Source organism: Rhizobium sp. AN73 (assembly GCF_030757975.1).
GTDB classification, from domain to species: domain Bacteria; phylum Pseudomonadota; class Alphaproteobacteria; order Rhizobiales; family Rhizobiaceae; genus Agrobacterium; species Agrobacterium arsenijevicii.
This window is the reverse complement of sequence record NZ_JARWME010000002.1, coordinates 1,584,775-1,609,957: the sequence shown is the minus strand read 5'-3', so window position 1 is coordinate 1,609,957 and position 25,183 is coordinate 1,584,775. Positions and strand designations below refer to the sequence as shown.

The 25,183-nt window shown below is 59.5% G+C and carries 25 protein-coding genes and 1 tRNA gene; 12 read left to right on the top strand and 14 right to left on the bottom strand.

Translation table 11 applies throughout. The features are described from left to right. Window positions 1–34 precede the first annotated feature (34 nt). Window positions 35–1,051, bottom strand: a complete 1,017-nt coding sequence (locus tag RBH10_RS17880) for a zinc-binding alcohol dehydrogenase family protein (RefSeq protein ID WP_281036292.1) — start codon at window positions 1,049–1,051, stop codon at window positions 35–37. Window positions 1,052–1,154: 103 nt separating this feature from the next. Between RBH10_RS17880 and RBH10_RS17875 the strand changes: the two genes are divergently transcribed. Both RBH10_RS17875 and RBH10_RS17870 read left to right on the top strand, forming a co-directional pair. Further along, window positions 1,155–1,544, top strand: coding sequence for a helix-turn-helix domain-containing protein (locus RBH10_RS17875; protein WP_045022523.1), 390 nt, complete (start codon window positions 1,155–1,157; stop codon window positions 1,542–1,544). A 120-nt stretch (window positions 1,545–1,664) separates the two neighbouring features. Beyond that, complete coding sequence (locus tag RBH10_RS17870) at window positions 1,665–2,501, top strand: undecaprenyl-diphosphate phosphatase (protein ID WP_281036293.1); 837 nt, start codon at window positions 1,665–1,667, stop codon at window positions 2,499–2,501. Window positions 2,502–2,568: 67 nt separating this feature from the next. Here RBH10_RS17870 and mgtE read toward each other — a convergent pair whose 3' ends face one another. Both mgtE and RBH10_RS17860 read right to left on the bottom strand, forming a co-directional pair. Beyond that, a complete protein-coding gene (mgtE, locus tag RBH10_RS17865; RefSeq protein WP_281036294.1) occupies window positions 2,569–3,942 on the bottom strand; it encodes a magnesium transporter in 1,374 nt (457 codons plus the stop codon). A gap of 286 nt (window positions 3,943–4,228) precedes the next feature. Beyond that, a complete protein-coding gene (locus RBH10_RS17860; RefSeq protein ID WP_281036295.1) occupies window positions 4,229–5,473 on the bottom strand; it encodes an MFS transporter in 1,245 nt (414 codons plus the stop codon). A gap of 233 nt (window positions 5,474–5,706) precedes the next feature. On the opposite strand from RBH10_RS17860, the gene RBH10_RS17855 reads away from it, so the two are divergent. From RBH10_RS17855 to RBH10_RS17845, 3 genes are all read left to right on the top strand, one after another. After that, window positions 5,707–6,615 (top strand): diacylglycerol kinase family protein, encoded by a 909-nt coding sequence (locus RBH10_RS17855; protein WP_045022531.1) that lies wholly within the window; start codon window positions 5,707–5,709, stop codon window positions 6,613–6,615. A gap of 128 nt (window positions 6,616–6,743) precedes the next feature. Continuing rightward, the gene (locus tag RBH10_RS17850) at window positions 6,744–8,117 is read left to right on the top strand and encodes an aspartate aminotransferase family protein (RefSeq protein ID WP_281036296.1); all 1,374 of its coding nucleotides are present in this window, start codon (window positions 6,744–6,746) and stop codon (window positions 8,115–8,117) included. Window positions 8,118–8,178: 61 nt separating this feature from the next. Further along, window positions 8,179–8,649 (top strand): OsmC family protein, encoded by a 471-nt coding sequence (locus RBH10_RS17845; RefSeq protein ID WP_281036297.1) that lies wholly within the window; start codon window positions 8,179–8,181, stop codon window positions 8,647–8,649. A 172-nt stretch (window positions 8,650–8,821) separates the two neighbouring features. Here RBH10_RS17845 and RBH10_RS17840 read toward each other — a convergent pair whose 3' ends face one another. The 6 genes from RBH10_RS17840 to RBH10_RS17815 form a co-directional block, all read right to left on the bottom strand. Further along, window positions 8,822–9,031: a type II toxin-antitoxin system VapB family antitoxin gene (locus RBH10_RS17840; protein ID WP_281036298.1), complete on the bottom strand. Its 210-nt coding sequence runs from the start codon at window positions 9,029–9,031 to the stop codon at window positions 8,822–8,824. Between the two features lie 58 nt (window positions 9,032–9,089). Continuing rightward, a complete protein-coding gene (gene amn, locus RBH10_RS17835; RefSeq protein ID WP_306180744.1) occupies window positions 9,090–10,595 on the bottom strand; it encodes an AMP nucleosidase in 1,506 nt (501 codons plus the stop codon). Window positions 10,596–10,698: 103 nt separating this feature from the next. Beyond that, on the bottom strand, window positions 10,699–10,872 hold the full coding sequence (locus tag RBH10_RS17830) for a hypothetical protein (RefSeq protein ID WP_281036300.1): 174 nt from the start codon (window positions 10,870–10,872) through the stop codon (window positions 10,699–10,701). 10 nt (window positions 10,873–10,882) lie between these two features. Then, window positions 10,883–11,065, bottom strand: a complete 183-nt coding sequence (locus RBH10_RS17825; protein ID WP_045022538.1) for a hypothetical protein — start codon at window positions 11,063–11,065, stop codon at window positions 10,883–10,885. A gap of 158 nt (window positions 11,066–11,223) precedes the next feature. Further along, window positions 11,224–11,820, bottom strand: a complete 597-nt coding sequence (locus RBH10_RS17820) for a hypothetical protein (protein WP_281036302.1) — start codon at window positions 11,818–11,820, stop codon at window positions 11,224–11,226. A 122-nt stretch (window positions 11,821–11,942) separates the two neighbouring features. Continuing rightward, window positions 11,943–12,281: a DUF2147 domain-containing protein gene (locus RBH10_RS17815; RefSeq protein ID WP_281036303.1), complete on the bottom strand. Its 339-nt coding sequence runs from the start codon at window positions 12,279–12,281 to the stop codon at window positions 11,943–11,945. 481 nt (window positions 12,282–12,762) lie between these two features. Here RBH10_RS17815 and RBH10_RS17810 point away from each other — a divergent pair, with 481 nt between their 5' ends. Continuing rightward, window positions 12,763–13,029: a sel1 repeat family protein gene (locus tag RBH10_RS17810; RefSeq protein WP_281036304.1), complete on the top strand. Its 267-nt coding sequence runs from the start codon at window positions 12,763–12,765 to the stop codon at window positions 13,027–13,029. A gap of 413 nt (window positions 13,030–13,442) precedes the next feature. Here RBH10_RS17810 and RBH10_RS17805 read toward each other — a convergent pair whose 3' ends face one another. Both RBH10_RS17805 and RBH10_RS17800 read right to left on the bottom strand, forming a co-directional pair. Then, the gene (locus tag RBH10_RS17805) at window positions 13,443–14,555 is read right to left on the bottom strand and encodes a pyridoxal phosphate-dependent aminotransferase (RefSeq protein ID WP_281036305.1); all 1,113 of its coding nucleotides are present in this window, start codon (window positions 14,553–14,555) and stop codon (window positions 13,443–13,445) included. A gap of 158 nt (window positions 14,556–14,713) precedes the next feature. Next, complete coding sequence (locus tag RBH10_RS17800; protein ID WP_045022543.1) at window positions 14,714–15,061, bottom strand: hypothetical protein; 348 nt, start codon at window positions 15,059–15,061, stop codon at window positions 14,714–14,716. A 329-nt stretch (window positions 15,062–15,390) separates the two neighbouring features. On the opposite strand from RBH10_RS17800, the gene RBH10_RS17795 reads away from it, so the two are divergent. Together RBH10_RS17795 and RBH10_RS17790 are read left to right on the top strand one after the other, a co-directional pair. Next, window positions 15,391–16,608, top strand: a complete 1,218-nt coding sequence (locus RBH10_RS17795; protein ID WP_306180743.1) for an NAD(P)/FAD-dependent oxidoreductase — start codon at window positions 15,391–15,393, stop codon at window positions 16,606–16,608. Between the two features lie 7 nt (window positions 16,609–16,615). Next, complete coding sequence (locus RBH10_RS17790; protein ID WP_281036307.1) at window positions 16,616–17,416, top strand: HpcH/HpaI aldolase/citrate lyase family protein; 801 nt, start codon at window positions 16,616–16,618, stop codon at window positions 17,414–17,416. Between the two features lies 1 nt (window position 17,417). Here the strand turns inward: RBH10_RS17790 and RBH10_RS17785 are convergent, their stop codons facing one another. After that, window positions 17,418–17,594 (bottom strand): hypothetical protein, encoded by a 177-nt coding sequence (locus tag RBH10_RS17785; protein ID WP_281036308.1) that lies wholly within the window; start codon window positions 17,592–17,594, stop codon window positions 17,418–17,420. A 91-nt stretch (window positions 17,595–17,685) separates the two neighbouring features. After that, entirely contained in the window at window positions 17,686–18,027 is a 342-nt protein-coding gene (locus RBH10_RS17780; protein WP_281036309.1) for a hypothetical protein, read from the bottom strand. A 162-nt stretch (window positions 18,028–18,189) separates the two neighbouring features. On the opposite strand from RBH10_RS17780, the gene RBH10_RS17775 reads away from it, so the two are divergent. The 3 genes from RBH10_RS17775 to RBH10_RS17765 all read left to right on the top strand — a co-directional run bounded on the left by RBH10_RS17775 (window position 18,190) and on the right by RBH10_RS17765 (window position 21,521). Further along, a tRNA-Ser gene (locus RBH10_RS17775) sits at window positions 18,190–18,280 on the top strand. Window positions 18,281–18,884: 604 nt separating this feature from the next. Continuing rightward, complete coding sequence (locus RBH10_RS17770; protein ID WP_306180741.1) at window positions 18,885–19,901, top strand: porin; 1,017 nt, start codon at window positions 18,885–18,887, stop codon at window positions 19,899–19,901. 597 nt (window positions 19,902–20,498) lie between these two features. After that, window positions 20,499–21,521 (top strand): porin, encoded by a 1,023-nt coding sequence (locus tag RBH10_RS17765; protein ID WP_281036312.1) that lies wholly within the window; start codon window positions 20,499–20,501, stop codon window positions 21,519–21,521. A gap of 165 nt (window positions 21,522–21,686) precedes the next feature. Here RBH10_RS17765 and RBH10_RS17760 read toward each other — a convergent pair whose 3' ends face one another. Beyond that, entirely contained in the window at window positions 21,687–23,759 is a 2,073-nt protein-coding gene (locus RBH10_RS17760; RefSeq protein WP_281036313.1) for a lytic transglycosylase domain-containing protein, read from the bottom strand. 388 nt (window positions 23,760–24,147) lie between these two features. Here RBH10_RS17760 and dapA point away from each other — a divergent pair, with 388 nt between their 5' ends. Then, the gene (gene dapA, locus RBH10_RS17755; RefSeq protein WP_281036314.1) at window positions 24,148–25,032 is read left to right on the top strand and encodes a 4-hydroxy-tetrahydrodipicolinate synthase; all 885 of its coding nucleotides are present in this window, start codon (window positions 24,148–24,150) and stop codon (window positions 25,030–25,032) included. Window positions 25,033–25,183 lie beyond the last annotated feature (151 nt).

Below are 25,183 nucleotides of genomic sequence, written 5' to 3'. Positions count from 1 at the left end.
CCCTTTCAGGCGCGCACCTCGTGTCACGTATCGATCAGAAGCCCGAAAGCACGATCTTGCCCTTGGCCGTATTGCTTTCGATCAGGGCGTGAGCCTTGATGAGATTTGTGGCATTGATGGTGCCGAAAACCTCCGTCAGCGTCGTTTTGATCTTGCCGGCGTCGACCAGTTCCGCAACGTGATTGAGCAGCCTGTGCTGTTCGATCATGTCAGGTGTCTGGAAGACAGCGCGGGCGAACATCATTTCCCAATGGATCGAAATGCATTTGCGCTTGAACGCCATGACGTCGAAACCGCCGGCCGGATCGTCGATCAGCGCGAAACGGCCCTGCGGCGCAATCGCTGCCACGCTGTCGGCGGCGTGGATGTCGCTATGGGTGGTGGAGAACACGAAGCCCGGCGCACCGAGGCCAAGCGCCTCCACCTGCGGGGCAATCGGCTTGCTGTGATCCACGACATGATGCGCGCCAAGATCCTTCACCCATTGCATCGTTTCCGGTCGCGAAGCCGTGGCTATGACGGTGAGGTCCGTCAGCGCTCTCAGAAGCTGGATGGCGATCGAGCCGACGCCGCCAGCGCCACCGATCACCAGAACGGCATTTGCCGCACCCGGAACCGGTTCCTTCACCCGCAGCCGGTCGAACAGCGTCTCGTAAGCGGTGATCGCGGTCAGCGGTAGCGCTGCGGCTTCCTCGAAATTCAACGACTTCGGCTTTGCGCCGACGATGCGCTCCTCAACCAGATGGAACTCGCTGTTGGAGCCGGGGCGGTTGATGACGCCAGCATAAAACACCTCGTCGCCGGGTTTGAACAGCGAGACCTTTTCGCCGACAGCCTTCACCACACCGGCGGCATCGAAGCCCAGCACGCGGACAGCACCGCTTTCCGGCGCCTGGTTGCGGCGAACCTTGGTGTCGACAGGATTGACCGAAACGGCCTTCACCTCCACCAGAATGTCGTGTCCCGTGGCTTCCGGCTGCGGCAGGTCGATGTCGATAAGGGCATCCTTCGCGGTGATGGGCTGGCTCGTCTTGTAACCGATGGCGCGCATGAAAAGTCTCCTTTGCTTGTTTGCGTGCCTCTTACTTGATACATATGAACACCGATCGCAAGAATGCACATTTTGTGATGATACATACAAAAAGGATACTGTGATGTCGCGACCGCGCGCCAAGCTTACCGGCAACTTTCCCGGCTGCCCGGTGGAGTCCGCCTTGAGTTTCCTCGACGGCAAATGGAAGGGCGTGATCCTCTATCATCTCATTAATGAGGGCACCCTGCGCTTCAACGAGCTGCGCCGTCATATTCCCAGTGTCACCCAGCGCATGCTGACCAAGCAGCTGCGGGAACTGGAAGAGGCGGGCCTGATTTCGCGCACCGTTTTCCCGGTGGTGCCGCCGCGTGTGGACTACGCGCTGACGCCGCTCGGCGAGACCATGAAGCCGGTGATTTCGGCGCTGAAAAGCTGGGGCGATGCCCATGTCGTCTGCAAGAACGGCGCGAAATACACCCAGCTTCCAGAGGCTGCGGAGAAGGCAGCCTGAAAAATCACGGGTAAAACCACGCCCTGCCGCGTTCCTTTTTCATGGTGCGGCGCAACACGGATTTGCCCCGTTTGATGCATAATGCTGCGAACTTGATTCGCAGCAGGGACATCAAAACACATGAGCATCGGTTGGTTGGAGGCCGGATTTCTCGGCCTTTTGCAAGGACTTACGGAATTTCTTCCGGTTTCTTCAAGCGCGCATCTGAGGATAGCCGGGGAGTTTCTGCCCTCCGGTGCGGATCCGGGCGCTGCCTTCACCGCGATTACGCAGATCGGTACGGAAATGGCTGTTCTGGTCTATTTCTGGTCCGATATCATGCGGATTGCTGCCGCCTGGCTGCGGCAGAACCTTCGTCTCGGCCCCTATGACAAGTCCGATGCGCGGCTCGGCTGGCTGATCATCGTCGGCTCGGTGCCGATCGTGCTGCTCGGCCTGTTCTTCAAGGATGCCATCGAGCATTCGCTGCGCAACCTCTACATCACCGCCGTGATGTTGATCGTCTTCGGCATCGTGCTTGGTGTTGCCGACAGGATCGGCAAGAAGCGCTACAAGCTGAACCAGTTGATCTGGCGTGACGGCATCCTGTTCGGTTTCGCGCAGGCGATGGCGCTGATCCCCGGCGTATCGCGCTCGGGCGGCACCATCAGCGCCGGCCTGCTTTTAGGCTACACCCGCGAGGCCGCCGCACGGTATTCCTTCCTGCTCGCCGTTCCCGCCGTCTTCGGTTCCGGTTTCTACCAGCTGTTCAAAAGCATCGGCGAGGAAAACCCTGTTGGCTGGGGCCAGACGGGGCTTGCGACGCTGATCGCCTTCGTCGTCGGTTATGCCGTGATCGTCGTCTTCCTCAAGCTGGTATCGACCAAGAGCTACATGCCCTTCGTCTGGTACCGCGTGGTCATCGGCGTCATTCTTTTGGGACTTCTCGGAACAGGCGTCATCAGCGCCGGCGGCTGACAGGCTTGCCCTCCAGGGACACTCCGCAAATGAAAAGGCCCGCTCTTTCGAGCGGGCCTTTTTCGTTTCAGAGCAATGTGCCGCTGAGGATGACCAACGCCACCGAGAAGTAGATGACGAGGCCGCTGACATCCACCAGCGTGGCGACGAACGGTGCCGATGCGCTGGCGGGATCCAGCCGCAGGCGCTGCAGCAGGAACGGCAGCATGGAGCCGGCCAGCGAGCCGAAGGTGACGATGCCGACGAGTGCAGCAAAGACGGTAGCGCCCACCAGCAGCCAGTGGTCACCGTAATCGTAGAAGCCTGCCTGCTGCCAGATCGTCAGACGCAGGAAGCCGATGGCGCCCAGGATGCAGCCGAGCGTCAGACCCGTCGGGATTTCCCGCAGCAGCACCCGCCACCAGTCCGAAAGCTTCAACTCGCCAAGCGCCAGCGCCCGGATGATGAGCGAGGTGGCCTGCGAACCGGAGTTACCGCCCGACGACATGATGAGCGGAATGAACAGCGTCAGCACGACGGCTTTTTCCAGCTCGCCTTCAAAATGCTGCATGGCGCTTGCCGTCAGCATTTCACCCAGGAACAGGGCAGCCAGCCAGCCTGCGCGCTTGCGGATCATGTCCGGAAAGCCCATTGCCATATAGGGCTTGCCGAGCGCTTCCATACCACCGAACTTGTGGGCGTCTTCCGTGGTGTCTGCGATCATGGTGTCGATCACGTCGTCCACGGTGACGATGCCGAGAATGTGCGAGTGGTCGTCAACGACGGGAAGCGCCAGAAGGTCGTGCTTGCGGATCAGCCGGGCGACATCCTCCTGCGACATCAAGGGGCTGGCACAGACGATGCCTTCCTTCGATGCGACGGAGAGAATGGAAGCGCCGGCTTCGCCGGTCAGCAGGCGACGCAGCGTCACGACGGTTGTCAGCGTTCCGTCCTGTGCCAGCACATAGATGGCATAGACCGTTTCACGCGACCGCTCGACGACGCGGATGTGCGAAAGGGTCTGTTCCACCGTCCAGTTATCAGGCACGCTGACGAATTCCGTGGTCATGATCGAGCCGGCGGTGCGCGGCGGATAACCCATCAGATGTTTGATGGAGAGCGCGGTCGTGCGGTCCAGCCGGGAAAACAGCTTTGCGCGGGGCTCTTCTTCCATTTCCGCCATGACGTCGGCCACGCGGTCGTCAGACATCAGGTTGACGAAACGGGCGGCCTGTTCAAGCGGAATGCCGGCAATGATCGTGGCTGCGTCATGCAGCTCCGGCCGGTCGAGAATGGCGACGGCCTTTGCCTGCGGCATGGCGAGCAGGGCAGTTACGGCAGCATCGGTATCAAGCGTGTTGAGGTGCTCGACGCGTTCTGCAATTGTCGTGGAACCGGCATTTCCGCTGCGGAGAAGACGTGCGGCCTTGCTGGCTCTCTGGGAGAGGGTGTGGAAGTTCATGATTGCTCACCTTTCCGTCGATTCGCCGATTACGGCGAACGCGGTGGTGAGCCGACAGGGGTCGGATCAGTTCCCGTTCGCCGCTTTCGGCAAAGGCAATCGACTACTACTGTCGCTAGACATCAAATGATGCTCCGTTGAAATCCGCGCCGTGCCGGGTCACGGCCTGTGCGTAGCGTCGTGTTGCGCCTGAAACGAAAAAGAGTCAAGCGAGGCAATTGTGAAATTTCCGTAAGGTTTCAGGCCGGTGCCGGAAAGGGCATTCCAGCCGCTGAAAAACCGGCATTCAGCCGGCTTTTGCGCGCCTCTCGACGGTGACGGAAACAAGGAAAACGCCTAGCCCGAGAAGGGAAAGAACCGCACCGACATAACCGGTGGAAGCGTAACCGAAGCCCATGGCGATGACCATGCCGCCGAGCCATGCGCCAAGCGCGTTGGCAATGTTGAAGGCGGAGTGGTTGGAGGCAGCGGCAAGCGTCTGCGCATCCGCTGCGACATCCATCAGCCGCGTCTGCACGGCGGGGCAGGCGGCGAAACCGCAACCGATCAGGAAGACGCAGAGGCAGAGCATGAACGGGTCGTGCGCCGTCATGCCGAACACAGCCATGACGATGACGTTGAAGGCCAGCATGCCGCCAATCGTGCCATTGAGCGAGATATCGGCGAGCCGCGAGCCGACGACATTTCCGACATTCATGCCGATGCCGAACAGTGCCAGCACCATGGAGACGGTGGAAACCGGCATCATCGCGACATCGGTGGTGGTCTTGGCGATATAGCTGAAAACCGAGAACATGCCGCCGAAACCGACCGACGCGATGGCGAGCGTCAGCCACACCTGCACGCGGCGGAAAGCGCCGAGTTCACGCCACACGCTTGCGCCTTCCTCCACCTTGTCACGCGGCTGGAACAGCCATAGCAGCGCGACGGTCAACAGCCCGATGCCGCCGACCAGCATGAAGGCCGCGCGCCAGGAAAGCATCTGGCCGAAGAAGGTTGCAAGCGGGGTGCCGAGCAGCGTGGCGATGGTGAGGCCGAGCATGACGCGGCCGACCGCGCGGGCGCGTTTATGGATTGGCGCCATGGAGGCCGCCACCAGCGCCGCAACGCCGAAATAGGCGCCGTGCGGCAGGCCGGTGATGAAGCGCAGCACGGTGAAGCTCAGGAAATCCGGTGCAAGGGCACTCAGAATATTGCCGAGCGCAAAAAGCCCCATGAGGCCGAGCAGCAATGTGCGCCGTGTCATGCGCGCAGCGAGCACCGCGATGATGGGCGCGCCGATGACGACACCGAGCGCATAGGCCGTGATGACGTAACCCGCCTGCGGCACCGTCACGCCATAGGTTGTGGCGACATCCGGCAGCAGGCCCATGATGGCGAATTCGCCGGTGCCGATGCCGAAACCGCCGGCGGCCAGCGCCAGTTCGATAAGCGCGACGGCAAACGGCGTCAACGCCACGGCGGGAGTGGCCGTAACAATGGTTTCACTCTCCGCGTCAAGGCGGGCTTCCGAAATGTTCGTCTGGCTCATTGTGACCTGAAAGGGGGAGGACCCCACAGAAAAAGGGCAAGACCGTATGGGAACGGTCTGCCCTGACTGGAGATGCGCGGCCATGAAAATGACCTTAAGTGATCCCTAACATGAAATGATGCGTTGCGGTAGAGCGATTCTCGGCAAAAGTGCATCTTCACGCGATGGTGTTCGGAACTCTATAGGGCCCCAGGCATTTACGCGCGGCTGCGTCGCGGGAACGGGTTGGAAATATGAAGCTCATTGCAGTTTTCAATCGTGACGGCGGCACTTTTCGCACCACGGATATGGATGCCTATTGCGACCATGTCCGTGCGGTGTTTTCCCGTGCCGGCCACGCAATCGATTGCCGTGTCGTCTCCGGCAAGGAAATCGTCGAGGAAATGCAATATGCCGCCGAGGAGCCTGATATCGAAGGCATCATTGCCGGCGGCGGCGATGGCACCATTTCGGCGGCTGCCAGCATTGCCTGGAAACACGGCATCGCGCTCGGCATCGTGCCGGCCGGCACCATGAACCTGTTTGCCCGCTCGCTGAAACTGCCGCTCGATATCCACCTGGTATTGGAGACGCTGGCGAATGGCGAGGTCGCCAATGTCGATATCGCCAGCGCCAATGGCCGCCTCTTCGTGCATCAGTTTTCCGCGGGCCTGCATTCGCGCATGGTACGCTACCGCAACAATCTCGCTTTCGCTTCCCGTATCGGCAAGATCAAGGCGAGTGTCCGCGCCGCCATCAGCGTCATTCTCAACCCGCCGGTCTTCGAAGTGGAATATACGGTCAACGGCAGGACCCAGCGCCGCAAGGTCTCAGCCATTTCCGTCTCCAACAACGAATTCGGCCGGAATTCGCTTTTGGTGGCGGATAATGTCTCGGGCGGCCATCTCGGTTTTTACCTCACCGATCCCCTGCGCCCCTCCGGCGTCGCAAGGCTCGCTTTCGACATTCTGCGCGGCAAGCTCAAGGAAAACGCCGCGGTGACGGCGACGACCGTGACCGATGTGGAGCTGCATTTCCCGAAGAAGCGCCATGATCTGCGCTGCGTCATCGATGGCGAATTGCTGCCGATGCAACGTGACGTCGCGCTGGAGGTTCATGCCGGCGAATTGAAGGTGCTGGTGGGGCAGGCGTTCTTCGCCTAGTGCCCGCTCGTTCAACAGGCGGTTATTCCCCCTAAAAACGCCAGTCTTGCCAAATCGGGGCCGCCCGGCCATGTTCGGTTGGGTGCGGTTCCGCCGGGGCCGTTGCTTTTGCGGGAGTGCGATCTGTCATGAATGAAGTCTCCAGGGCGATGTCCAATCTGGCCGCCATCGATGCTGCCCATCATCTTCACCCCTTTTCCGATATGGGCAAGCTGAACGCTAGCGGAACCCGCATCATCGAGCGGGCGGAAGGGGTCTTCATCTATGACAGCACCGGCAAGAAATATCTCGACGCCTTTGCCGGCCTCTGGTGCGTGAACATCGGATATGGACGCCGCGAGATGGCCGATGTCGTGCAGCGCCAGATGAACGAACTACCCTATTACAACGCCTTTTTTGGCACCACGACACCGCCTGCGACACTTCTGGCGCAGAAGATCGCCTCCCGTGCCGGGCCGAAGATGAACCATGTGTTCTTCACCAATTCCGGCTCGGAAGCCACCGATACCTGGTTCCGCATGGCGCGGGTCTATTGGAAGGCGCTCGGTCATCCGGCAAAAACGAAGGTGATCGCAAGGCGCAACGGTTATCACGGCTCGACGGTTGCCGGCGCTTCGCTTGGCGGCATGAAGTGGATGCACGAGCAGGGCAACCTGCCGATCGAGGGCATCGCCCATATCGGCCAGCCCTATTGGTACGCCGAGGGCGGCGATCTCTCACCGGCTGAATTCGGCCTGAAGGTTGCCCGCGAACTGGACGCGAAGATCGACGAACTCGGCGAAGAGAACGTCGCCGCGTTCGTGGCGGAACCCATTCAGGGCGCGGGTGGCGTTATCGTGCCACCGGAAACCTACTGGCCGGAAATCGCCCGCATCTGCAAGGCGCGCAATATCCTGCTCGTGTCCGACGAGGTGATCTGCGGTTTCGGTCGTCTCGGCTCGTGGTTCGGTTACCAGCATTTCGGCGTGGAGCCGGATTTTGCGCCCGTCGCCAAGGGCCTGTCTTCCGGTTACCTGCCGATTGGCGGCGTCATCGTTTCCGACCGGGTGGCGGAGGTGATGCTGACTGAAGTCGGTGATTTCAACCACGGTTTCACCTATTCCGGCCACCCCGTTTGTGCCGCCGCCGCTCTGGAAAACCTCCGCATCATCGAGGATGAGGGGCTGGTGGAGCGGGTGCGCGACGATATCGGCCCTTATTTTTCGCAAGGCTGGAACAGCCTGACCGACCACGAACTGGTGGGCGAGGCGGTGAATGTCGGCCTGATGGGTGGCCTGCAGCTGACCGCTGACAAGGCGACCCGCAGGCGTTTTGCCAAGCCGGACGACATCGGCACTGCGGTGCGTAATCATTGCCTGGCAAACGGTCTCGTCATGCGCGCCACGGGTGACCGCATGCTGGCCTCGCCGGCCCTGACGATCAGCCGCTCGGAGGTGGACCAGATCATCGAGACGCTGCGCAAGGGGCTCGACCACCTGCGCGATACACAAGAGCATTTCTAGGAAAAGGAGGCTCCGGTTTTCCGTTCGGAAATGCGACAAAACGCTCCAAGGGAGGAATGACATGGCAGGACAGGAACATCATTACGCCGTTCAGGTGAAGTGGACGGGCAATCGCGGCAAGGGGACTTCCGGTTACCGCGACTATGAACGCGATCACGTCATTTCGGCCGGAGGAAAAGCGGATATCGCCGGCTCTTCCGATCCCGCCTTCCGCGGCGACCCCTCCCGCTGGAACCCGGAAGACCTACTGGTCGCCTCGCTCTCGGCCTGCCACAAGCTCTGGTACCTGCATTTCTGCTCCGTCAACGGCATCATCGTTGAAGACTATGTCGACAATGCCGAGGGCACGCTGGTGATGGAAAAGGATGGAGCGGGGCAATTCAGCGAGGTGGTGCTGAAGCCGGTCATCACCATCTCGAAAGGCGATCCGGCGAGAGCGGATGAATTGCACCACGATGCCCACGAGAAATGTTTTATCGCCCGGTCGGTGAGTTTTCCGGTGCGTGTGGAGGGGACGGTGAAGGTGGTTTAAAGGCACACGTCGCCTTCACTCAGTCGGTGTGAGCAGAACTGTTAAAGCATCCCTCACACTCGACGTCATCCTCGGGCTTGACCCGAGGATCCACCATCACGCGCGGCAATGGATCCTCGGGTCAAGCCCGAGGATGACGTCGGAGAGGTTTCCGGGCCTTCGTCAGTGCCCGCTAGACGTCGTCCTTGCCCCAGCCATCTCGGATTTCATCGAGATTACCTTCCCAGCCAATCCCCCGCAGTTCCTCAAGCGCACGTCTCTGCCGGTATATCCGAACAAGTTCTCTCAGAGCCCGTTCGACCGTCGCCTCGGCGGTGGACAACCCGGTGATTTCCATTGCTTCGGCCATCAAGTCGTCATCAAGGTCGATAGTCACACGCATCGCACGGCCTCAAGGTGTATGAACAAACATCAACACCTTGAGGGCGCGATGACCAATCTTACTGGAACGCCGTTTCGTAAAAACTTCTGAGCTTGCGCGAATGTAGGGTTTCCGTCGGCATGGCGGCCAGTTTCTGCACAGCGCGGATGCCGATCTGCAGATGCTGGGCGACCTGGGTGCGGTAGAACTCCGTCGCCATGCCCGGCAGCTTCAACTCGCCGTGCAGCGGCTTGTCGGAAACGCAGAGCAGGGTGCCGTAGGGCACGCGGAAGCGGAAACCGTTGGCGGCGATGGTGGCCGATTCCATATCGAGCGCGATGGCGCGCGATTGCGACAGGCGCTTGACCGGGCCGGCCTGATCGCGAAGTTCCCAGTTGCGGTTGTCGATGGTGGCGACGGTGCCGGTGCGCATGATGCGCTTCAGCTCGAAGCCCTCGTAACCGGTGACTTCCGCGACAGCGCCTTCCAGCGCCAGCTGCACTTCGGCCAGCGCCGGGATAGGCACCCAGACCGGCAGGTCGTCGTCGAGAACGTGGTCCTCGCGCACATAGGCATGCGCCAGAACATAATCGCCAAGCCGCTGGCTGTTACGCAGGCCAGCACAATGGCCGACCATCAGCCACGCATGCGGGCGCAGCACGGCAATGTGGTCGGTAATCGTCTTGGCATTCGAGGGGCCGACGCCGATATTGACGAGCGTGATGCCGGCATGGCCCTTTTTCTTCAGGTGATAGGCGGGCATCTGCGGCAGGCGACCGAGGACCGAGTCCGTTTCCGGCTTGTCGGAGCCGGCGGGGGTGATGATGTTGCCCGGCTCCACGAAGGCGGTGTAGCCTTCGCCGCCATTCTTCATCAACTGCCGCGCCCATGCGGCGAATTCGTCGATATAGAACTGGTAGTTGGTGAACAGCACGAAGTTCTGGAAATGGCTGGCGCTGGTCGCCGTATAGTGGCTGAGGCGGGCCAGCGAATAATCGATGCGCTGCGCCGTGAAGGGCGCGAGCGGCGCCGGTTCGCCGGGCACCTGATCATATTCGCCATTGGCGATGAGATCGTCGGTATTGTTGAGGTCCGGCGTATCGAAAAGATCGCGCAACGGCACGTCGGAAAGCGAGGACGCCGCCGCCGCCTCGACATAGGCGCCTTCGCCAAAGGCGAAATGCAGCGGAATGGGCGTGGCCGATTCCGAAACGGTGACCGGAACGCTGTGGTTCTTCATCAGAAGCCCCAGCTGCTCTTTCAGGTAATGGCGGAAAAGCTCCGGCCGGGTGATCGTCGTCGTGTAGACGCCGGGGGCGGAGACATGGCCATAGGAAAGCCGCAGATCGACGTGGCCGAAGGTGGCGGTCTCGAGGCTGACCTGCGGGTAGCAGGCGCGGTAGCGGCCGGTGATCGGCGCGCCCTTGGCAAGGTTGGTGAAGGAGTTGATGAGGAACGCCGTATTGCGTTCGTAAAGCGCGGTCAAAGCCTCGACAGCTTCTTTCGGGTCCGTGAATGTCTGCGGAGCGAAAGGCTCGGGGCTGATAAAGGAGAAGGGCGGAATCGTTCGTTTTGCTATTGTCATGGCCCATTATAAGAGGCCTATTTCGACAGGCAAGCGACAGAAATACGAAGAAACTGAAAAGAAACGGAAAAAGCGGTTCGGATAATGGCGGAGCGGCGAAATCTCAGCCGAGCGCGCCGCGCTGCAGGCTCATCAAAAGCACAAAGCCTGCACCCTTCGATGCCGGGCGGGGATCGGCCTTGTAGACCGCAAGTCCCGCCACCGGGCCGAGAAAGATCGAGGCCATCAGCACCAGTCTCAGTGCGGAAAACAGGCCGTTGGAAAAACTTGCGGTCATCGGCCGGTCCTCAAAGCACAACGGGGCAATGGGCAGCAGGCGTCGGGCCATGCTGGCAGGCGAGTGCCGCCCCCGCATTCACGCGCTGAAAACTGCGGTTGGGATTAACGACGAGCGAGGCGAAGGACATGGCGAAGATCGCCATGAGAAACGCGAAGATTGCCAGCCGGCTGATCAACTTTGTCATGTCCATTCCCCTTTATTGGAGTTCATGGACAGAGTTTTGCCACACTCGGACTGAACGGACCCTGAGACCCCGGTTCATATGGTGTTCAGGGAGATTAACGGGGTTGTCCCGGCATGAATTGAGGCGACGGCTGGCTCCAGCGGCGTCAGATCGCCACTTTTCGATCATGCCGGAGAGGCTGCCGCTCGTGCGGTGAGTTCGGTGACGAGGTCGTCGAATGCTTCGGGATTGGTAATGTCGACGACCGGTATGTGGTGTTCCCGTGCGGATGCCAGCATTTCGGTATTTTCACGTAGCGACCGCTGGATGAAGGCATCCATGATCCGGCGCTGGTCCGCCGTCGCATCTTCGTATCGTGCCTCTGAGCGCATCCTCGCCAGAAGAAAATCGTTCTTGGCATGGAGAAAGACCCCGGCAACGGTGCCACCGAGCAGCGGCGCAATGAGTTCCGGTCGCAAAGCCGCGCCTTCGAAAATTACGGGATTGCCGATGTCCGATCTGCTGTCGATCAGTCCACGGATAAGCGGCCAGATATTCTGATGATGGACCTTCAGAAACCAATGGATCGTTTCTGCCGATAGCTGCGTGTAATATTCCTCCACAGGCACCGGAATGCTGGGCCAGGGTCGCCCGGGGTGGCGCGCGAGACTGTCGGTGGAAATCGCCTCGCAACGGAGCTTTGCGCTCAACAGACCGGCAAGGGTGCTCTTGCCGACATGAGAGGTGCCCGAAATCAGGATTGTCGAAATGGTGGGGCGCATTAAGTCGCTCTTGATGGCGTTCGGCTGGGCCGCAACAATACCTCAGCGGATATATCTGTTCCACACCGCATTCGCCTGCGACGACGGACAAGCTGTCAAAAGCCTGCCCGCCGCATCTTATATCACAACCGCGTCCAGGTCTGTGATTTGCACAGGATCTTAAGCACGCAGCCCTTCATGCTCAGCGAGTTGCCGGAAACGGTGCCGGTGCCGCTATAGGTCTTGTCATTGGCGGGGTCGGTGATTTCGCCGGCATAGTTGTTTCCCTTGCCGGAAAGCTTGCCGATCTGTTTTCCGGCGCTTTTGCCGGTTTTCAGCGTTACGCAAAAGGCCGTGCCGCACGGGGCGATCGCGGCTGTCTCCCCGCTTGCCGTCTTCCAGTTGCCTTCAATCGGCTCGGCGGCAAAAGCAAGGTTGCCACCCATCATGAGGGCAGCGGCAATCATCATCACACGCTTCATAAAAACTCCTCCGTCCATGTCGCGCTGTTCTTTGCCCGTTTCGTCCTCCGCACGGGCAGGCGGATAGTATTTGACGTTCACGTAAAAGGAAACAGAAAATTGCGGCTGCAAGGCGGCATTTGCGCCGGTTGCGGGAACGGAAGAGGGGGAATTCAAAAATCGTTGTTTGGATCGTGGTGAATGAAGGATTGAAATCCATTTCTAAAGTTTTCGTAAAATTCGCTCCAAAGTCCTTAATTTCCGCACCTTGCGATATTTAACAAAAACCCAATTTTACCAATCGTTTGCAGTTTGTTTGCGGCCCATTAATCATGCCTTTTAAGCGCCCGTTGAAAGCCTCATGGCATATTGGGGTCATCAAAAGCGCAGGGAAAACCTGCCGGCCGGAAGAACAAAAAAACCGCATAAGACGGCGGTTCCGAAGGTTAGCCTCAACAAGAAGGCAATTGATGAAACAGGCGAGAAGACAGGGATTAAAACAATGGCACGCTTTGAAATTCGCGATATCGAAATGGCAGTTGCCGGTGGCGAAACCCGCGCCGACACTCTTTGCAATCTCGGCCTGGTCTATGCGACCGGCCGGGGATGCAAGGTGGATCTGGTCGCGGCCCACAAATGGCTCAACATCGCCGCGATCCGCGGATCGGAAAGAGCCGCTTCGATGCGTGCCGATCTTGCCCGCAACATGACGAAAGCGGAACTGGCCGAAGCGCTGCGTGCCGCCCGCGACTGGATGACGATGCACTAAAACATCGCATCCGCGACAGAATTTCCGGTCTGGTTCCCTCCAGTCCCGAAGACCGGTACAAACGAAAGTAAACCCGAAGGGGAATGCGGCGAGGGCTTTGAAAAGGAGCTTTTGCGCTGACACATCAAACCGCGACCGGCAGAAACAAGGCCGGCGCGGTTTTCTTATGTTTGGCGATGTCGTTTGTGGGGAAATGATTCGCGAACAGTGGTTTGCCGGAGGATGTTGAATCGATGCACGCAGTGTGCGGCACCGGATTATATGCCGCCTAGCTCGCCACCCTCATCCCTGTGCTTGTCACAGGGATCCAGCCGACGCACGTCCGTGCGGCGAAAGACTCCTCTCAGCCCAATGACTTGGGCTGGCTGGATTCCTGTGACAAGCACAGGAATGAGGAGAAGGTACGCGAAAGCTCACCCAATCGCCTTGATAACCTTCGGCAGCGCCCGCTCAAAAAGATCGAGCTTGTCGTCCGGTCCCACACTCACACGAATGCAGCGGTTGAGTGGGGCGATGCCCGGCATGCGGATGAACACGCCATGTTCCATCAATCCGTCGACGATGGCGCGGGCGTAAGTGCCATCGCGGTGGCAATCGATGGTGACGAAATTGGTGGCGGAGGGCAGGGGCGAAAGGCCGTTGTCGCGGGCAATCGCGGAAATGCGATCGCGGGCCACCGAAATTTTTCCAACGACCTCATGCAGATAGGCTTGATCCCTAAGCGCAGCCAACGCGCCAGCGACCGAAACGCGCGCCATGCCGAAATGATTGCGGATCTTGTCGAAGGCTTCGACGTTGCCAAGCGTGCCGATGGCGTAACCGACGCGGGCGCCCGCAAGCCCATAGGCTTTCGAGAAAGTGCGCATGCGCAGGATGTTCGGCTGGCCGATCAGCGCATCGATGGCCGGAACGGCGCTGGCAGGTGCCGTCTCGCAATAGGCCTCGTCGAGAATGAGCAGGCAGGTTTCCGGCAGCGCGCGGGCAAAGGCCACGACCTCGCTTGCCTCCCACCAGCTTCCCATCGGATTGTCTGGATTGGCGAAATAGACCAGCGGCGCATTTTCCCGGATGACGAGATCGAGAAGCCCGTCGAGGTTCTCGTGATCATCGACATAGGGCGTGGTCACGAGTTTTCCGCCAAAGCCGTTCACATGGTAATTGAAGGTAGGATAACCGCCGAGCGAGGTGACCACCGGTGTGCCCGGCTCGATGATCAGCCTTGCGATTTCACCCAGCAATCCGTCAACGCCGCAGCCGATGGCGATATTATCGCGCGAAACGCCGTGGTGGATGGCGAGCGCTTCCTTCAGTTCGAAATTTTCCGGATCGCTATACATCCAGGTCTCGGCCGCCGCATCGCGCATTGCCAGAAGTACGGAAGGGGCGGGGCCGAAGCCGCTTTCATTGGCGCCTATCCGCGCTTCCACCTTCAGGCCGCGGTTCCGCTCGATGGCTTCAGGGCCGACGAAGGGAACAGTTGAGGGAAGAGAGACGGCAAGCGGCGTAAGACGTGAAAAAGCGGACATTGGCTGAGAGTTCCGGTATCTGTTTGAAAACCCGGCACACAATAGGTCCAAAAAAACCGGACGCAAGCCGCGCCCGGTTGCCGGATGACTGTTTTGGAACAGTTTTTCCACCGTTGCGCCGGGAAAGAAAAACCTGTCGGCGATTCGGTGGGTATGGCTCAGACGCTGGTCTCAAAACTCAGCCTGCGCACATGGTGCAGGAATTCCGCATCGATCAGCATATTGAAACCGATGGTGACCTTTTCCTCCTCCCGGCGGATCAGCGTGCAGCCGATCTCATCGCGGATGCCGAGAATTTCCAGATAGAAATTGGTGGGCATCTCCAGGTGCGGACTGACCTCAAGCTCTGCGCCATAAAGGGAAATGGTGCGCACGAGGCAGCGCATGGTGTTCTTGGCGCTGAGATGATGCCCGATGAAGGTGATCTTGCCGGGCCGGTCGATCTGAAATTTCTCGTACTGTTCGTCCTGCGGGACGCTTTGACGGGGATCCATATGTAAAGCCATGACAACCTCCCGGATTGCCTTTTCCTGATGCCGATTTTAACGCGGCTTCCTTGCCAGTGCGTGAAGGAAATCCGCGCAATTGTCTGTTGTCCGTCTCGACATGGGCCAGACTGCCTTTCGGAAGCCGATGTTTCCTTTAGGGAAATGCACCCGACCCCATCCGGTTGCAGGGGTGTCGCAGCTTGTGGTGATAATGTGTCATGCTTGCACCGGGCTGGCGTCGCTGCGCGGTTGACGCGGGCCGTACTTGGCGTTACGCCTGATCCCGCAATATGGCTTCGCGGGGTGCGGCAGGATCGGCCCCTTGGCGATTGTTCTGGGAGTGGAATGTGACGGGAAGGCTGGTAATCGTCGGGGCAGGGCAAGCCGCTTTCGCGCTGGCGGCAAAGCTCAGGACGCTGAAGGACGAGCGCCCCATCACCATCATCGGTTCCGAGAACGCTTATCCTTACCAGCGGCCACCGCTGTCGAAAAAATACCTTCTCGGTGAGATGAGCTTCGACCGGCTGATGTTCCGGCCCGAAGAGTGGTACGCGGAAAACAATGTCGATATCCGGCTTTCCACCTGGGTCGAGGAGATCGACCGAGCCGCCAAATCCGTGCGTATGCAGGATGGCAGCACGCTTGCCTACGACAAGCTGGTGCTTGCAACCGGGGCCTCACCCCGCCTGCTGCCCGCCAGCATTGGCGGCGATCTGGAAGGGGTTTTGACCGTTCGCGACAAGCGCGATGCTGACCGGTTGATGCATGAGATGAAACCCGGTCACAGGCTGCTGGTCATCGGCGGCGGTTATATCGGTCTGGAAGCGGCCGCCGTTGCCCGCAAGCTCGGTCTGGAAGTGACGCTGATCGAAATGGCCGACCGTATCCTCCAGCGCGTGGCGGCCAAAGAAACCGCCGACATCATGCGCGGCATTCATCAGGCTCAGGGCGTCTCCATCCGTGAAACGACCGGCCTTGTACGCCTTGTCGGCATGGATGGCCGGGTGGCTGCCGCAGAGCTTTCTGACGGTTCGATGCTCGATGTGGATTTCGTTATCGTCGGCATCGGCGTGACACCGAACGACCGACTTGCCCGCGGATCGGGCCTCGATGTCGGCAACGGTATCGTGGTGGATGAACACACCCGCAGCTCGGACAAGGATATTCACGCGGTGGGCGATTGTGCGCTGCTGCCCTGGCGCGGCCAGCATGTGCGTCTCGAATCGGTACAGAACGCGGTCGATCAGGCCGAGGCCGCCGCCCATGTGCTGGCCGGTGCCGAGGCCGCTTATGACGCCAAGCCATGGTTCTGGTCAGATCAATACGAGGTGAAGCTGCAGATCGCCGGCTTCAATCTCGGTTATGACGAAACGCTGCTGCGGCCCGGCGCCCGCGAAGGCAGCTGGTCTGTCTGGTATTTCCGCGACGGGCGATTCGTGGCCGTCGATGCCGTCAACGATGCCAAGGCCTATGTTGCCGGCAAAAAACTGCTCGATACCGGCGCAGAGCCGGATCGCGCCATCCTGGCGGATCCGTCCGCCGATCTGAAATTACTGCTCTCCTGAGGATATCATGCCCGCTCCCGAAAACCGTTTCAAAACCGCCATTCACGCCGGCAAGCCGCAAATCGGCCTCTGGCTCGACATGGGCGAAGCCATCACGGCTGAGATCGCCGGAACGGCCGGTTTCGACTGGCTGGTCATCGACGGCGAGCACGGGCCGAACGATCTGCGCAGCATCATCGACCAGCTGCGTGCGCTCGCGACATCGCCTGCCGAGCCGGTGGTGCGTGTGCCGGTCGGCGAAAGCTGGATGATCAAGCAGCTGCTGGACGCGGGTGCCCGCACGCTTCTCATCCCCATGGTTGATTCGGCAGCGCAGGCTGAAGGTTTGGTCAGCGCCATGCATTATCCGCCGCGCGGCATTCGCGGCATGGGAGCGGCGGTTGCCCGCGCCTCAGCCTTCAATACGATAACGGACTATGCCGACAGCGCCTCCGACAGTGTGTGCCTGCTGGTGCAGGCCGAAACACGGGCCGCGATTAACGATCTCGACAATATCCTTGCGGTGGATGGTGTGGACGGTGTCTTTATCGGCCCGGCGGATCTTGCGGCGGATATGGGCTATCTCGGCAGGCTGGATGAGCCGGAAGTGCAGGCGGTGATCGAGGCAGCGATCGTCAAGATCGTCGCGGCCGGCAAGGCCGCCGGCATTCTCACCTTCAACGAGACCTTCAATCGCCGTTATCTCGAACTCGGCGCGTCTTTCGTGGCTGTTGGTGCCGATGTCACGGAATTCGCCAACACCCTGCGCGCGCTTTCCAGCCGCTACAAGGGCGGGGCGGCGCCTCAGCCATCCAAATCTGGATACTAAATCAGTCGTCGTTGCTGGCGTTCAGCTTTTCCGGCGGAATGCCTTCTTCGCCGGAGGCGAGATAACCGGTGTTTATAAGGGCGGCGCGGACGATGCGCTGGATGGCCTCATCCCTGTTGATACCGTGATCTCTCGCGAAATCGGACAGTGCCTCTTCAAGATCGTCGCTGAACAACATTTCCGCCCCCATTTGCCCCGTCTTTGAAATCACGAACAGGCAAGGCGGAATGTATCCCGTCTTGCCTTATTTTTGATTTTCCGCTCAGTGATCAGCGCCAGCGATAAAGGCTGCTGTTCGACGAGCTTTGCTGCGTGCCGGCGCCGACCGCATAACCGATCGCAAAACCGAGTGCGCCGACGATCGTCAGCAGCGAGGTTGCGGTGCCGGGGTTCTCCTTGACCGCTTCCACGACATTCTGGCCCTGGGCGCGGACATTATGCGCCGCCTTGCGAACGCGGCCGCGTGCCTCATCAAGAAATTCCGACGCATCCTCGCTGACACCTTCCGCGCGGGCGGAAACGGATTTGGAGAGAGACGAAATTTGCGAACGCAACTCCGCAATCTGGTTTTCGATCGTATCTTCGACAACATTCAGTTTGGTCTGAGCCATTAAAGCACCTCTTTTGTTACCGAAGCCACAACGTGCCGGCGGACAAGAAGTTCCCGAATTGCCCGCAAAGTTTCTCCAGCCGGTGTTCAGCCAACAGGTTTTTCGGCTTCTTGGCGAAAAAGCCTTGCATTCGTTTTTTTAAAGCAATAATCAGGCCGCACCGGAGAGGTGGCCGAGTGGTCGAAGGCGCTCCCCTGCTAAGGGAGTATACGTCAAAAGCGTATCGTGGGTTCAGATCCCATCCTCTCCGCCATCAAGCGCAATGCGTAAATCCCCCTGACAATTCTTCTTCAACCGACTCGCTTTCCTTGATGCCCGCAATTTCTCGCGACTCATCCAGCAAGACCCGGTGGATGCAAATCGGCCCACCAGGTGAGCTCCCTAAGCAGCCCGCCGAATCGTTGCGCAGGGAATCGGCGGCAAGCGGCATGGGTTTCTCCACCGTTTCTCCATGGCCACCGCGGGATCATGCCAAGGGTAGGGGCAGGAGCAGCCAAAAGTTTCCATCATCCTTGCCCGGCAGAGCAAGGTATCGCTGAAAAGGCCGGTAGTTTAGAAAGACCTTGTTAACCCCGCTAACTAACGGATTTTCAAGGAATTTCTTAACGCATTGTAAAGCCGGCAGCGGGCCGGGTGCGCACTGTGTGTTGTTTCCGCAACAAACCGAAATGAAGCATGTACGTAAATACGCTTTATCGGATGTTGGTGATTGCATGCGGCGAAACCTTTTGTATTTTCACGACCAGAAGCGAGGCGGTGGATCGTTTGGCTTCTAAGAACACGGGAATGGGGCAGGGAATGCTGTCCTTCGGCAAAAGTACCCAGACCCACTTAAAAACTTTGACTGGAGGTCAATCATGAACATCAAGAGCCTTCTTATCGGCTCCGCTGCAGCTCTCGCAGCAGTATCCGGCGCTCACGCTGCCGACGCTATCGTCGCTGCTGAGCCTGAGCCCCTGGAATACGTTCGCGTTTGCGACGCTTTCGGCACTGGCTTCTTCTACATCCCCGGCACCGAAACCTGCCTGAAGTTCGGCGGTTACGTTCGTTTCCAGACCGACTTCGGTCGCGACAAGTCCGGCACGTCTGACTGGAACTCGTTCACGCGCGCTCAGTTCGAAGTTGACACCCGCACCGACACCGAACTCGGTGCTCTGCGTGGCTTCATCGGCTTCCGTGGCAACGCTGACAACGGTTCTTCCTCGTCTTCGAGCGTTTTCGTTGACCAGGCCTTCATCGAACTCGGCGGCCTGAAGGTCGGTAAGTTCTACAGCTGGTGGGACGATGGTCTCTCTGGCGAAACGGACGAGCTGTCTTCCAACGCTCTGTTCAACTCGGTTCGTTACACCTACGACGCTGGTTCCTTCTGGGCAGGCGTTTCGGTTGACGAACTCCAGGGCATCAACGTTCAGGGCTTCAACAGATCCGACAACAACGTTGGCGTTGCACTCGGCGTTGGCGCAAAGCTCGGCGCAGCTTCGTTCCAGCTCATCGGCGGCTACGACACCGACCGCGAAAACGGCTCGGTTCGCCTGATCGCAACGGCTGACGTTGGTCCGGGCACGCTCGGTCTGGCTGGTGTTTGGGCTTCCGGCGCAAACGCTTACTACAACGTCTCCGAGTGGGCAGTTGCTGCTGAATACGCAATCAAGGCAACTGACAAGCTGACGATCACCCCCGGCGTACAGTACTACGGTAACTACGGCCTGGTTTCTTTCGACAACTTCTCGAACGACGACGGCTGGAAGGCTGGTCTGACGCTTGATTACAAAATCACGCAGGGCCTCTCCACGAAGATCGCTGTTAACTACACCGACATCGACAACCGTGACGACCAGGTTTCTGGTTTCGTTCGCCTTCAGCGTTCGTTCTAATCTGATCTGACATTGTCAGTGATGGAAAGCCCGGCTCTCGAGCCGGGCTTTTTCGTTTGAATGCGCGTTCGCCCAGGGCGAGCTATCCCAGCGGGGAGCGACCACAGTGTTTCGCTGCTTCAGCAATTTTTTTCATAAAATCGGTGGTCGTGTCTTGCTGAGTCGCTTGTCATCCCGGCTTTTCAACCCGTCGAAACATTGGAGGCTGCAAGCCTTGTCTTCCGGGATGATTCGCACTCGCGGATAAAAGCTCGATTTTCCCTAAATAGAATCGCGTTTTGGACAATTTTCCATGGCCCGGCGATGTCGGGATTCTGGCGGACGGATGAATTTCACTCCGGCAGATTTATTGGCTTTTCTCTTAAGTCTCTGAAAAGCGTACATTATTAACGTTTTATTAGGAAAGGCGGCCTGTCGATTAGAATTGTAGCTATTTCGCAACAATACGAAACTAAGGACACCTTACTGTCTTCCTTTCGTCATGATTAGGATTGCCTCTCCGCCCGGTTTTGGCTCTAATCATCTCCATAAGCGGCATGCATTGATTTGTGTATCCCACCGCTGCTTAGAAAATTAGCGTTTGACTGGAGGTCAACCATGAACATCAAGAGCCTTTTGATCGGCTCCGCTGCGGCTCTCGCAGCAGTATCCGGCGCTCACGCTGCCGACGCTATCGTCGCTGCTGAGCCTGAGCCCCTGGAATACGTTCGCGTTTGCGACGCTTTCGGCACCGGCTTCTTCTACATCCCCGGCACCGAAACCTGCCTGAAGTTCGGCGGTTACGTTCGTTTCCAGACCAATTTTGGTCGCGATCAGTCCGGCGTGTCTGACTGGAACAGCTTTACGCGCGCGCAGTTCGAAGTTGACACCCGCACCGACACCGAGCTCGGCGCCCTGCGCGGCTTCATCGGCCTCCGTGGCAATGCCGACGACGGCACTGCTGCTGGCTCCAGCGTTTTCGTTGACCAGGCCTTCATCGAACTCGGCGGCCTGAAGGTCGGTAAGTTCTACAGCTGGTGGGATGACGATCTGAACGGTGAAACGGACATTCTGTCCACCAACACGCTGTTCAACTCGATCAAGTACACCTACGATGCAGGCTCCTTCCAGGCTGCTGTCTCGGTTGACGAGCTGCAGGGTGCATTCGGCCAGTTCAAGTACGATCCGGACAACAACGTCGGTATCGGTGGTATGATCGGCGGCAAGTTCGGCGCCGTTACGGCTAACCTGATCGCCAGCTACGACTTCGATGCAGAAAATGTTGCAATCCGCGGCATTCTGTTTGCAGACGTTGGTCCGGGCACCTTCGGCCTCGCTGGTGTATGGGCTTCGGGCGACAATGCTTACTACGCAAAGTCGGAATGGGCTGTTGCTGTTGAGTACGCTGTTAAGGCTACCGACCGCCTGACCATCACCCCCGGCTTTGAATATCTGGGCACGCTTGACGTTAATCCGCTTGATGGCGACTTCGTTGGTAACCGTGACGCCTGGACTGCTGGTCTGACGGTTGACTACAAGATCACCGAAGGTCTGAGCACCAAGATCACCGCAAACTACTACGACGAAGATGGTCGTGACGATGAAGTCACCGGTTTCGTTCGTCTTCAGCGCACGTTCTAATCTGATCTGACATTGTCAGTGATGGAAAGCCCGGCTCTCGAGCCGGGCTTTTTTGTTTGTATGTCGTAAGAAGCGGAAACGCGGGTCACCGGGGCGGGACAAAAAAAGCACCGGACTAGCCGGTGCTTCGATGTTCTGAAACCGATCGGCCGATGATCTCGACTTTTACCCCGCGCGCCCATGGCGCAGGTCGTCGACGATATCGGCCTGTTGCCCCAGCCGCGTCTTGTAGACCTGATAATTCTCCATCACCCGCTGCACGTAATTGCGGGTTTCGGGGAAGGGGATGCGCTCGATCCAGTCCACCACCTCATCGATCGGCTTGCCGCGCGGGTCGCCATAACGGGCGATCCATTCCGGTACACGTTTCGGTCCGGCATTATAGGCGATGAAGGTGAGGATGTAGGAGCCGCCGAAACTGTCGATCTGTTCGCCGAGATAATGGGCGCCGAGCGTGGCGTTATATCCCGCATCGCTGGTCAGCATCGCCTGTGTATAGGGCAGGCCGTGGCGTCCGGCCACGCCCTTGGCGGTTCCTGGCAGCAATTGCAGCAGGCCGCGGGCATTGGCGGCGGAGACGGCGGCCGGGTTGAAGGCGCTTTCCTGCCGGGCGATGGCGTAAGCGAGCGCCTTGCCGGAACCGGCAATATTGGCGCTGGCGGGAATGACGCCGAGCGGATAGGCGAGTGCCGCCGCATCGATACCACGGCTGAACGCCGTCTTGCCGATTTGCAGCGAAACCTGATGGTTGCCGTTGCTCTCTGCCCGCGCCGCAAGGATCGCAAGCTCGCCGGGACTATCGAGCTGGTCCGCCAGCGACCGGTAAAGACTGTCGGCCCGCCAGCCGTAACCTGCGGCTTCCAGCCGATCGATGGCGCGCACGGCCTCGCGGCCGGTGAAGCGGTCACGGTCGGCACCGCTCGGGCTGGGGTAGGTGACGTTCAGCGTCTTTGCGCCTATCCGTGCGGCGGCAAGCTGGCCGTAAAAGGTGCCGGGATGGGCGGCGGCCTTGGTGAAGAAATCGCGGGCATTGCCCGGCCCGCCCGCTTCCGCCGCCCGTCCGAGCCAATAATAGGCGCGCGAGGCGGAAAGTGGCCGGTTCGAGGTCTGCAAAAGCGTGTTGAAGTGGCGGGAAGCCGTCGCGGGATCGCGCAGCGCCCTCAGTGCGTACCAGCCGGCATGGAACTCCGCATCGGCGATATCGACGGCGGAGGTGGCCGAATGATTGGCGACGATGCGATAGGCCTCGGCAAAATCACCGAGATCGCCAAGACCGCGCGCAACGATGCGCCGCTCGTTCCACCATTCACCGGGGTTGACGAGCTTGGCCGTATCCTTCGGTGCCTGCTTCAAAAGTGCTGCGGCTTCGGGGTATTTCTGCTGGTTGCGGAGGTTTTCAATGCGCGCAAAGAGAAAAGCCGGGTCGTTGCGCCAGTTGGCGTCAACCTTGCCCAGCAGGGCCACGGCATTGCCGGAGCGCTGCAGCACAGCGGCCCAGGCATTATAGAGTGACTGCGCCTTGCCGAGATCACCGAAACGCTTCGCCTGGCCGATGCGGCTGCGGTACATCAGGTAATCCATGCGCGCCTTGTGGTCGGCGGGCGTCAGGTAGGTGGGGAACTGGGCAAGAACACGGTCTTCCATGTCCTTGTCCATGCCCTCGCTCACCCAGAGCTGGCGGATGAGGCGCTGCGCTTCCTCGGCCTTGCCGGAAGAGGTGAGGGCCTTGGCCAGAACCACGGTACCCTCGGCGGTTTCCGGCCGGCCGCTGCCAAAGGCGGCAAGCACCTGTGGTGCCGGCGGATCTTCGCGGTAAAGTGCTTTTTCGGAATTGGCGCGCAGCGTCGCCGCACCCGGCCAGCCGGTAAGCTCGCGCTGGGCTGCCGCGATCTCGGCGGAAGGCACGTCCTTCTGACCGGAAACGGCAATTGCCCAGGATAGAATATGCCGGTCGAGGTTTCCCTGCGGCATGGCGTTGCGAAGGGCGATGGCGCGTGCCGCATCGCGGCTGGAAAGCGCATCCAGTCCGGCCTTAAGCTGGCTGGTGTCGTCAGGTCGGTTGAGGCGCGGTATGGCGCCGGTAATTTCGGGCGAAGCGGGCATGAACGCAGGAACGGCAGGTGCATCCGGCTTCACATAGGGAAGCGGCACAGCGCTCTCCCGCACGGGCTGTGCCAATGCGCCCCAAACGCTGGCGGTAAGACCCGCCGCTATCAAACCCAGAACTGTGTTCTTCATACCGCTCTTCATGACTAGACGGAAACAATCGACCTTCTTGTATTGTCGTTTCATTGCAGCGGGATTGCGAAATGCGCCGGTGGATGCGCCCTCAAGGGTTTCGCCTGAGATCCCGCTCTGGAATCTACGGAGTTTGTGCTTAACGAAACCTTACTTTCCGCGGCGCGACCCTATCAACTTTTATTCACCGGCCTGCGAGCGGCGTAAAATTCCACCGCCTGGTTTTTGGCCCGCCGCGTGAGGCTCCCCCACTGTCACACTTCCGACAATTTCGGACAAAATAGGCTGCCTTTGCGCTTGTCGGCGCCAAGGGCTGGCACTAATGTGTGCCGGTTTTAACCATCGAATGCGGCCGAAGCATGAACCAGCTCGGCGCCAGGAGCTTTGCATGTTCAAGGGATCAATTCCCGCCCTCATTACCCCGTTCACGGACAATGGTGCCGTGGACGAACAGGCATTTGCCGCCCATGTGGAATGGCAGATCGCCGAAGGCAGCAACGGTCTTGTGCCAGTGGGCACGACGGGGGAGTCTCCAACTCTCTCCCATGACGAACACAAACGTGTCGTCGAGCTGTGCATTGAGGTAGCGGCGAAACGGGTTCCTGTCATCGCGGGCGCTGGCTCCAACAATACGGATGAGGCAATCGACTTTGCGCTGCACGCGCAGGAAGCCGGTGCGGATGCGCTGCTAGTCGTCACCCCCTATTACAACAAGCCGACGCAGAAGGGGCTTTTTGCCCATTTTTCTGCCGTGGCCGAAGCGGTGAGACTGCCGATCGTCATCTACAATATCCCGCCGCGCTCGGTGGTGGATATGTCGCCGGAAACGATGGGCGCGCTCGTTAAGGCGCATAAGAACATCGTCGGCGTCAAGGATGCGACGGGCAAGCTCGACCGTGTTTCCGAACAGCGTATTTCCTGCGGCAAGGATTTCATCCAGCTTTCGGGTGAAGATGGCACGGCGCTCGGCTTCAACGCCCATGGCGGTGTCGGCTGCATTTCCGTGACCGCCAATGTCGCGCCGCGCCTCTGTTCCGAATTCCAGGCGGCGATGCTTGCAGGTGACTACGCCAAGGCGCTGGACTATCAGGATCGCCTGATGCCGCTTCACCGGGCCATCTTCATGGAGCCGGGCGTCTGCGGCACCAAATATGCGCTTTCCAAAACCCGTGGCGGCAACCGCAAGGTTCGCTCGCCGTTGATGAGCACGCTGGAACCGGCAACGGAAGCGGCGATCGACGCGGCGCTGAAACATGCCGGCCTGATGAACTGAGAGACAATATAATCTCTGATGGCGCGCGGAACGGCTTCTCGACAGAAGCTGTTCCGCGCGCCTTTTCTTTTTGTCGCGGCGATACTAAATAGAAGTTCGAAAACCGCTCTCGGCGGATAGGCCGCAGGCGCAATAAGAAAAACAAGGGATT

What these genes read in the sequence shown, in the direction of transcription:
- RBH10_RS17810 (WP_281036304.1), top strand. Translation starts at nt 12,763, where the DNA reads ATGGCACGCTTTGAAATTCGCGATATCGAAATGGCAGTTGCCGGTGGC.
- RBH10_RS17880 (WP_281036292.1), bottom strand. Translation starts at nt 1,051, where the DNA reads ATGCGCGCCATCGGTTACAAGACGAGCCAGCCCATCACCGCGAAGGAT.
- amn (WP_306180744.1), bottom strand. Translation starts at nt 10,595, where the DNA reads ATGACAATAGCAAAACGAACGATTCCGCCCTTCTCCTTTATCAGCCCC.
- RBH10_RS17830 (WP_281036300.1), bottom strand. Translation starts at nt 10,872, where the DNA reads ATGACCGCAAGTTTTTCCAACGGCCTGTTTTCCGCACTGAGACTGGTG.
- RBH10_RS17855 (WP_045022531.1), top strand. Translation starts at nt 5,707, where the DNA reads ATGAAGCTCATTGCAGTTTTCAATCGTGACGGCGGCACTTTTCGCACC.
- RBH10_RS17780 (WP_281036309.1), bottom strand. Translation starts at nt 18,027, where the DNA reads ATGGCTCAGACCAAACTGAATGTTGTCGAAGATACGATCGAAAACCAG.
- RBH10_RS17820 (WP_281036302.1), bottom strand. Translation starts at nt 11,820, where the DNA reads ATGCGCCCCACCATTTCGACAATCCTGATTTCGGGCACCTCTCATGTC.
- RBH10_RS17815 (WP_281036303.1), bottom strand. Translation starts at nt 12,281, where the DNA reads ATGAAGCGTGTGATGATGATTGCCGCTGCCCTCATGATGGGTGGCAAC.
- RBH10_RS17845 (WP_281036297.1), top strand. Translation starts at nt 8,179, where the DNA reads ATGGCAGGACAGGAACATCATTACGCCGTTCAGGTGAAGTGGACGGGC.
- RBH10_RS17860 (WP_281036295.1), bottom strand. Translation starts at nt 5,473, where the DNA reads ATGAGCCAGACGAACATTTCGGAAGCCCGCCTTGACGCGGAGAGTGAA.
- RBH10_RS17785 (WP_281036308.1), bottom strand. Translation starts at nt 17,594, where the DNA reads ATGTTGTTCAGCGACGATCTTGAAGAGGCACTGTCCGATTTCGCGAGA.
- RBH10_RS17765 (WP_281036312.1), top strand. Translation starts at nt 20,499, where the DNA reads ATGAACATCAAGAGCCTTTTGATCGGCTCCGCTGCGGCTCTCGCAGCA.
- RBH10_RS17805 (WP_281036305.1), bottom strand. Translation starts at nt 14,555, where the DNA reads ATGTCCGCTTTTTCACGTCTTACGCCGCTTGCCGTCTCTCTTCCCTCA.
- RBH10_RS17790 (WP_281036307.1), top strand. Translation starts at nt 16,616, where the DNA reads ATGCCCGCTCCCGAAAACCGTTTCAAAACCGCCATTCACGCCGGCAAG.
- RBH10_RS17770 (WP_306180741.1), top strand. Translation starts at nt 18,885, where the DNA reads ATGAACATCAAGAGCCTTCTTATCGGCTCCGCTGCAGCTCTCGCAGCA.
- RBH10_RS17840 (WP_281036298.1), bottom strand. Translation starts at nt 9,031, where the DNA reads ATGCGTGTGACTATCGACCTTGATGACGACTTGATGGCCGAAGCAATG.
- RBH10_RS17850 (WP_281036296.1), top strand. Translation starts at nt 6,744, where the DNA reads ATGAATGAAGTCTCCAGGGCGATGTCCAATCTGGCCGCCATCGATGCT.
- RBH10_RS17825 (WP_045022538.1), bottom strand. Translation starts at nt 11,065, where the DNA reads ATGGACATGACAAAGTTGATCAGCCGGCTGGCAATCTTCGCGTTTCTC.
- RBH10_RS17875 (WP_045022523.1), top strand. Translation starts at nt 1,155, where the DNA reads ATGTCGCGACCGCGCGCCAAGCTTACCGGCAACTTTCCCGGCTGCCCG.
- RBH10_RS17760 (WP_281036313.1), bottom strand. Translation starts at nt 23,759, where the DNA reads ATGAAGAACACAGTTCTGGGTTTGATAGCGGCGGGTCTTACCGCCAGC.
- mgtE (WP_281036294.1), bottom strand. Translation starts at nt 3,942, where the DNA reads ATGAACTTCCACACCCTCTCCCAGAGAGCCAGCAAGGCCGCACGTCTT.
- RBH10_RS17870 (WP_281036293.1), top strand. Translation starts at nt 1,665, where the DNA reads ATGAGCATCGGTTGGTTGGAGGCCGGATTTCTCGGCCTTTTGCAAGGA.
- dapA (WP_281036314.1), top strand. Translation starts at nt 24,148, where the DNA reads ATGTTCAAGGGATCAATTCCCGCCCTCATTACCCCGTTCACGGACAAT.
- RBH10_RS17800 (WP_045022543.1), bottom strand. Translation starts at nt 15,061, where the DNA reads ATGGCTTTACATATGGATCCCCGTCAAAGCGTCCCGCAGGACGAACAG.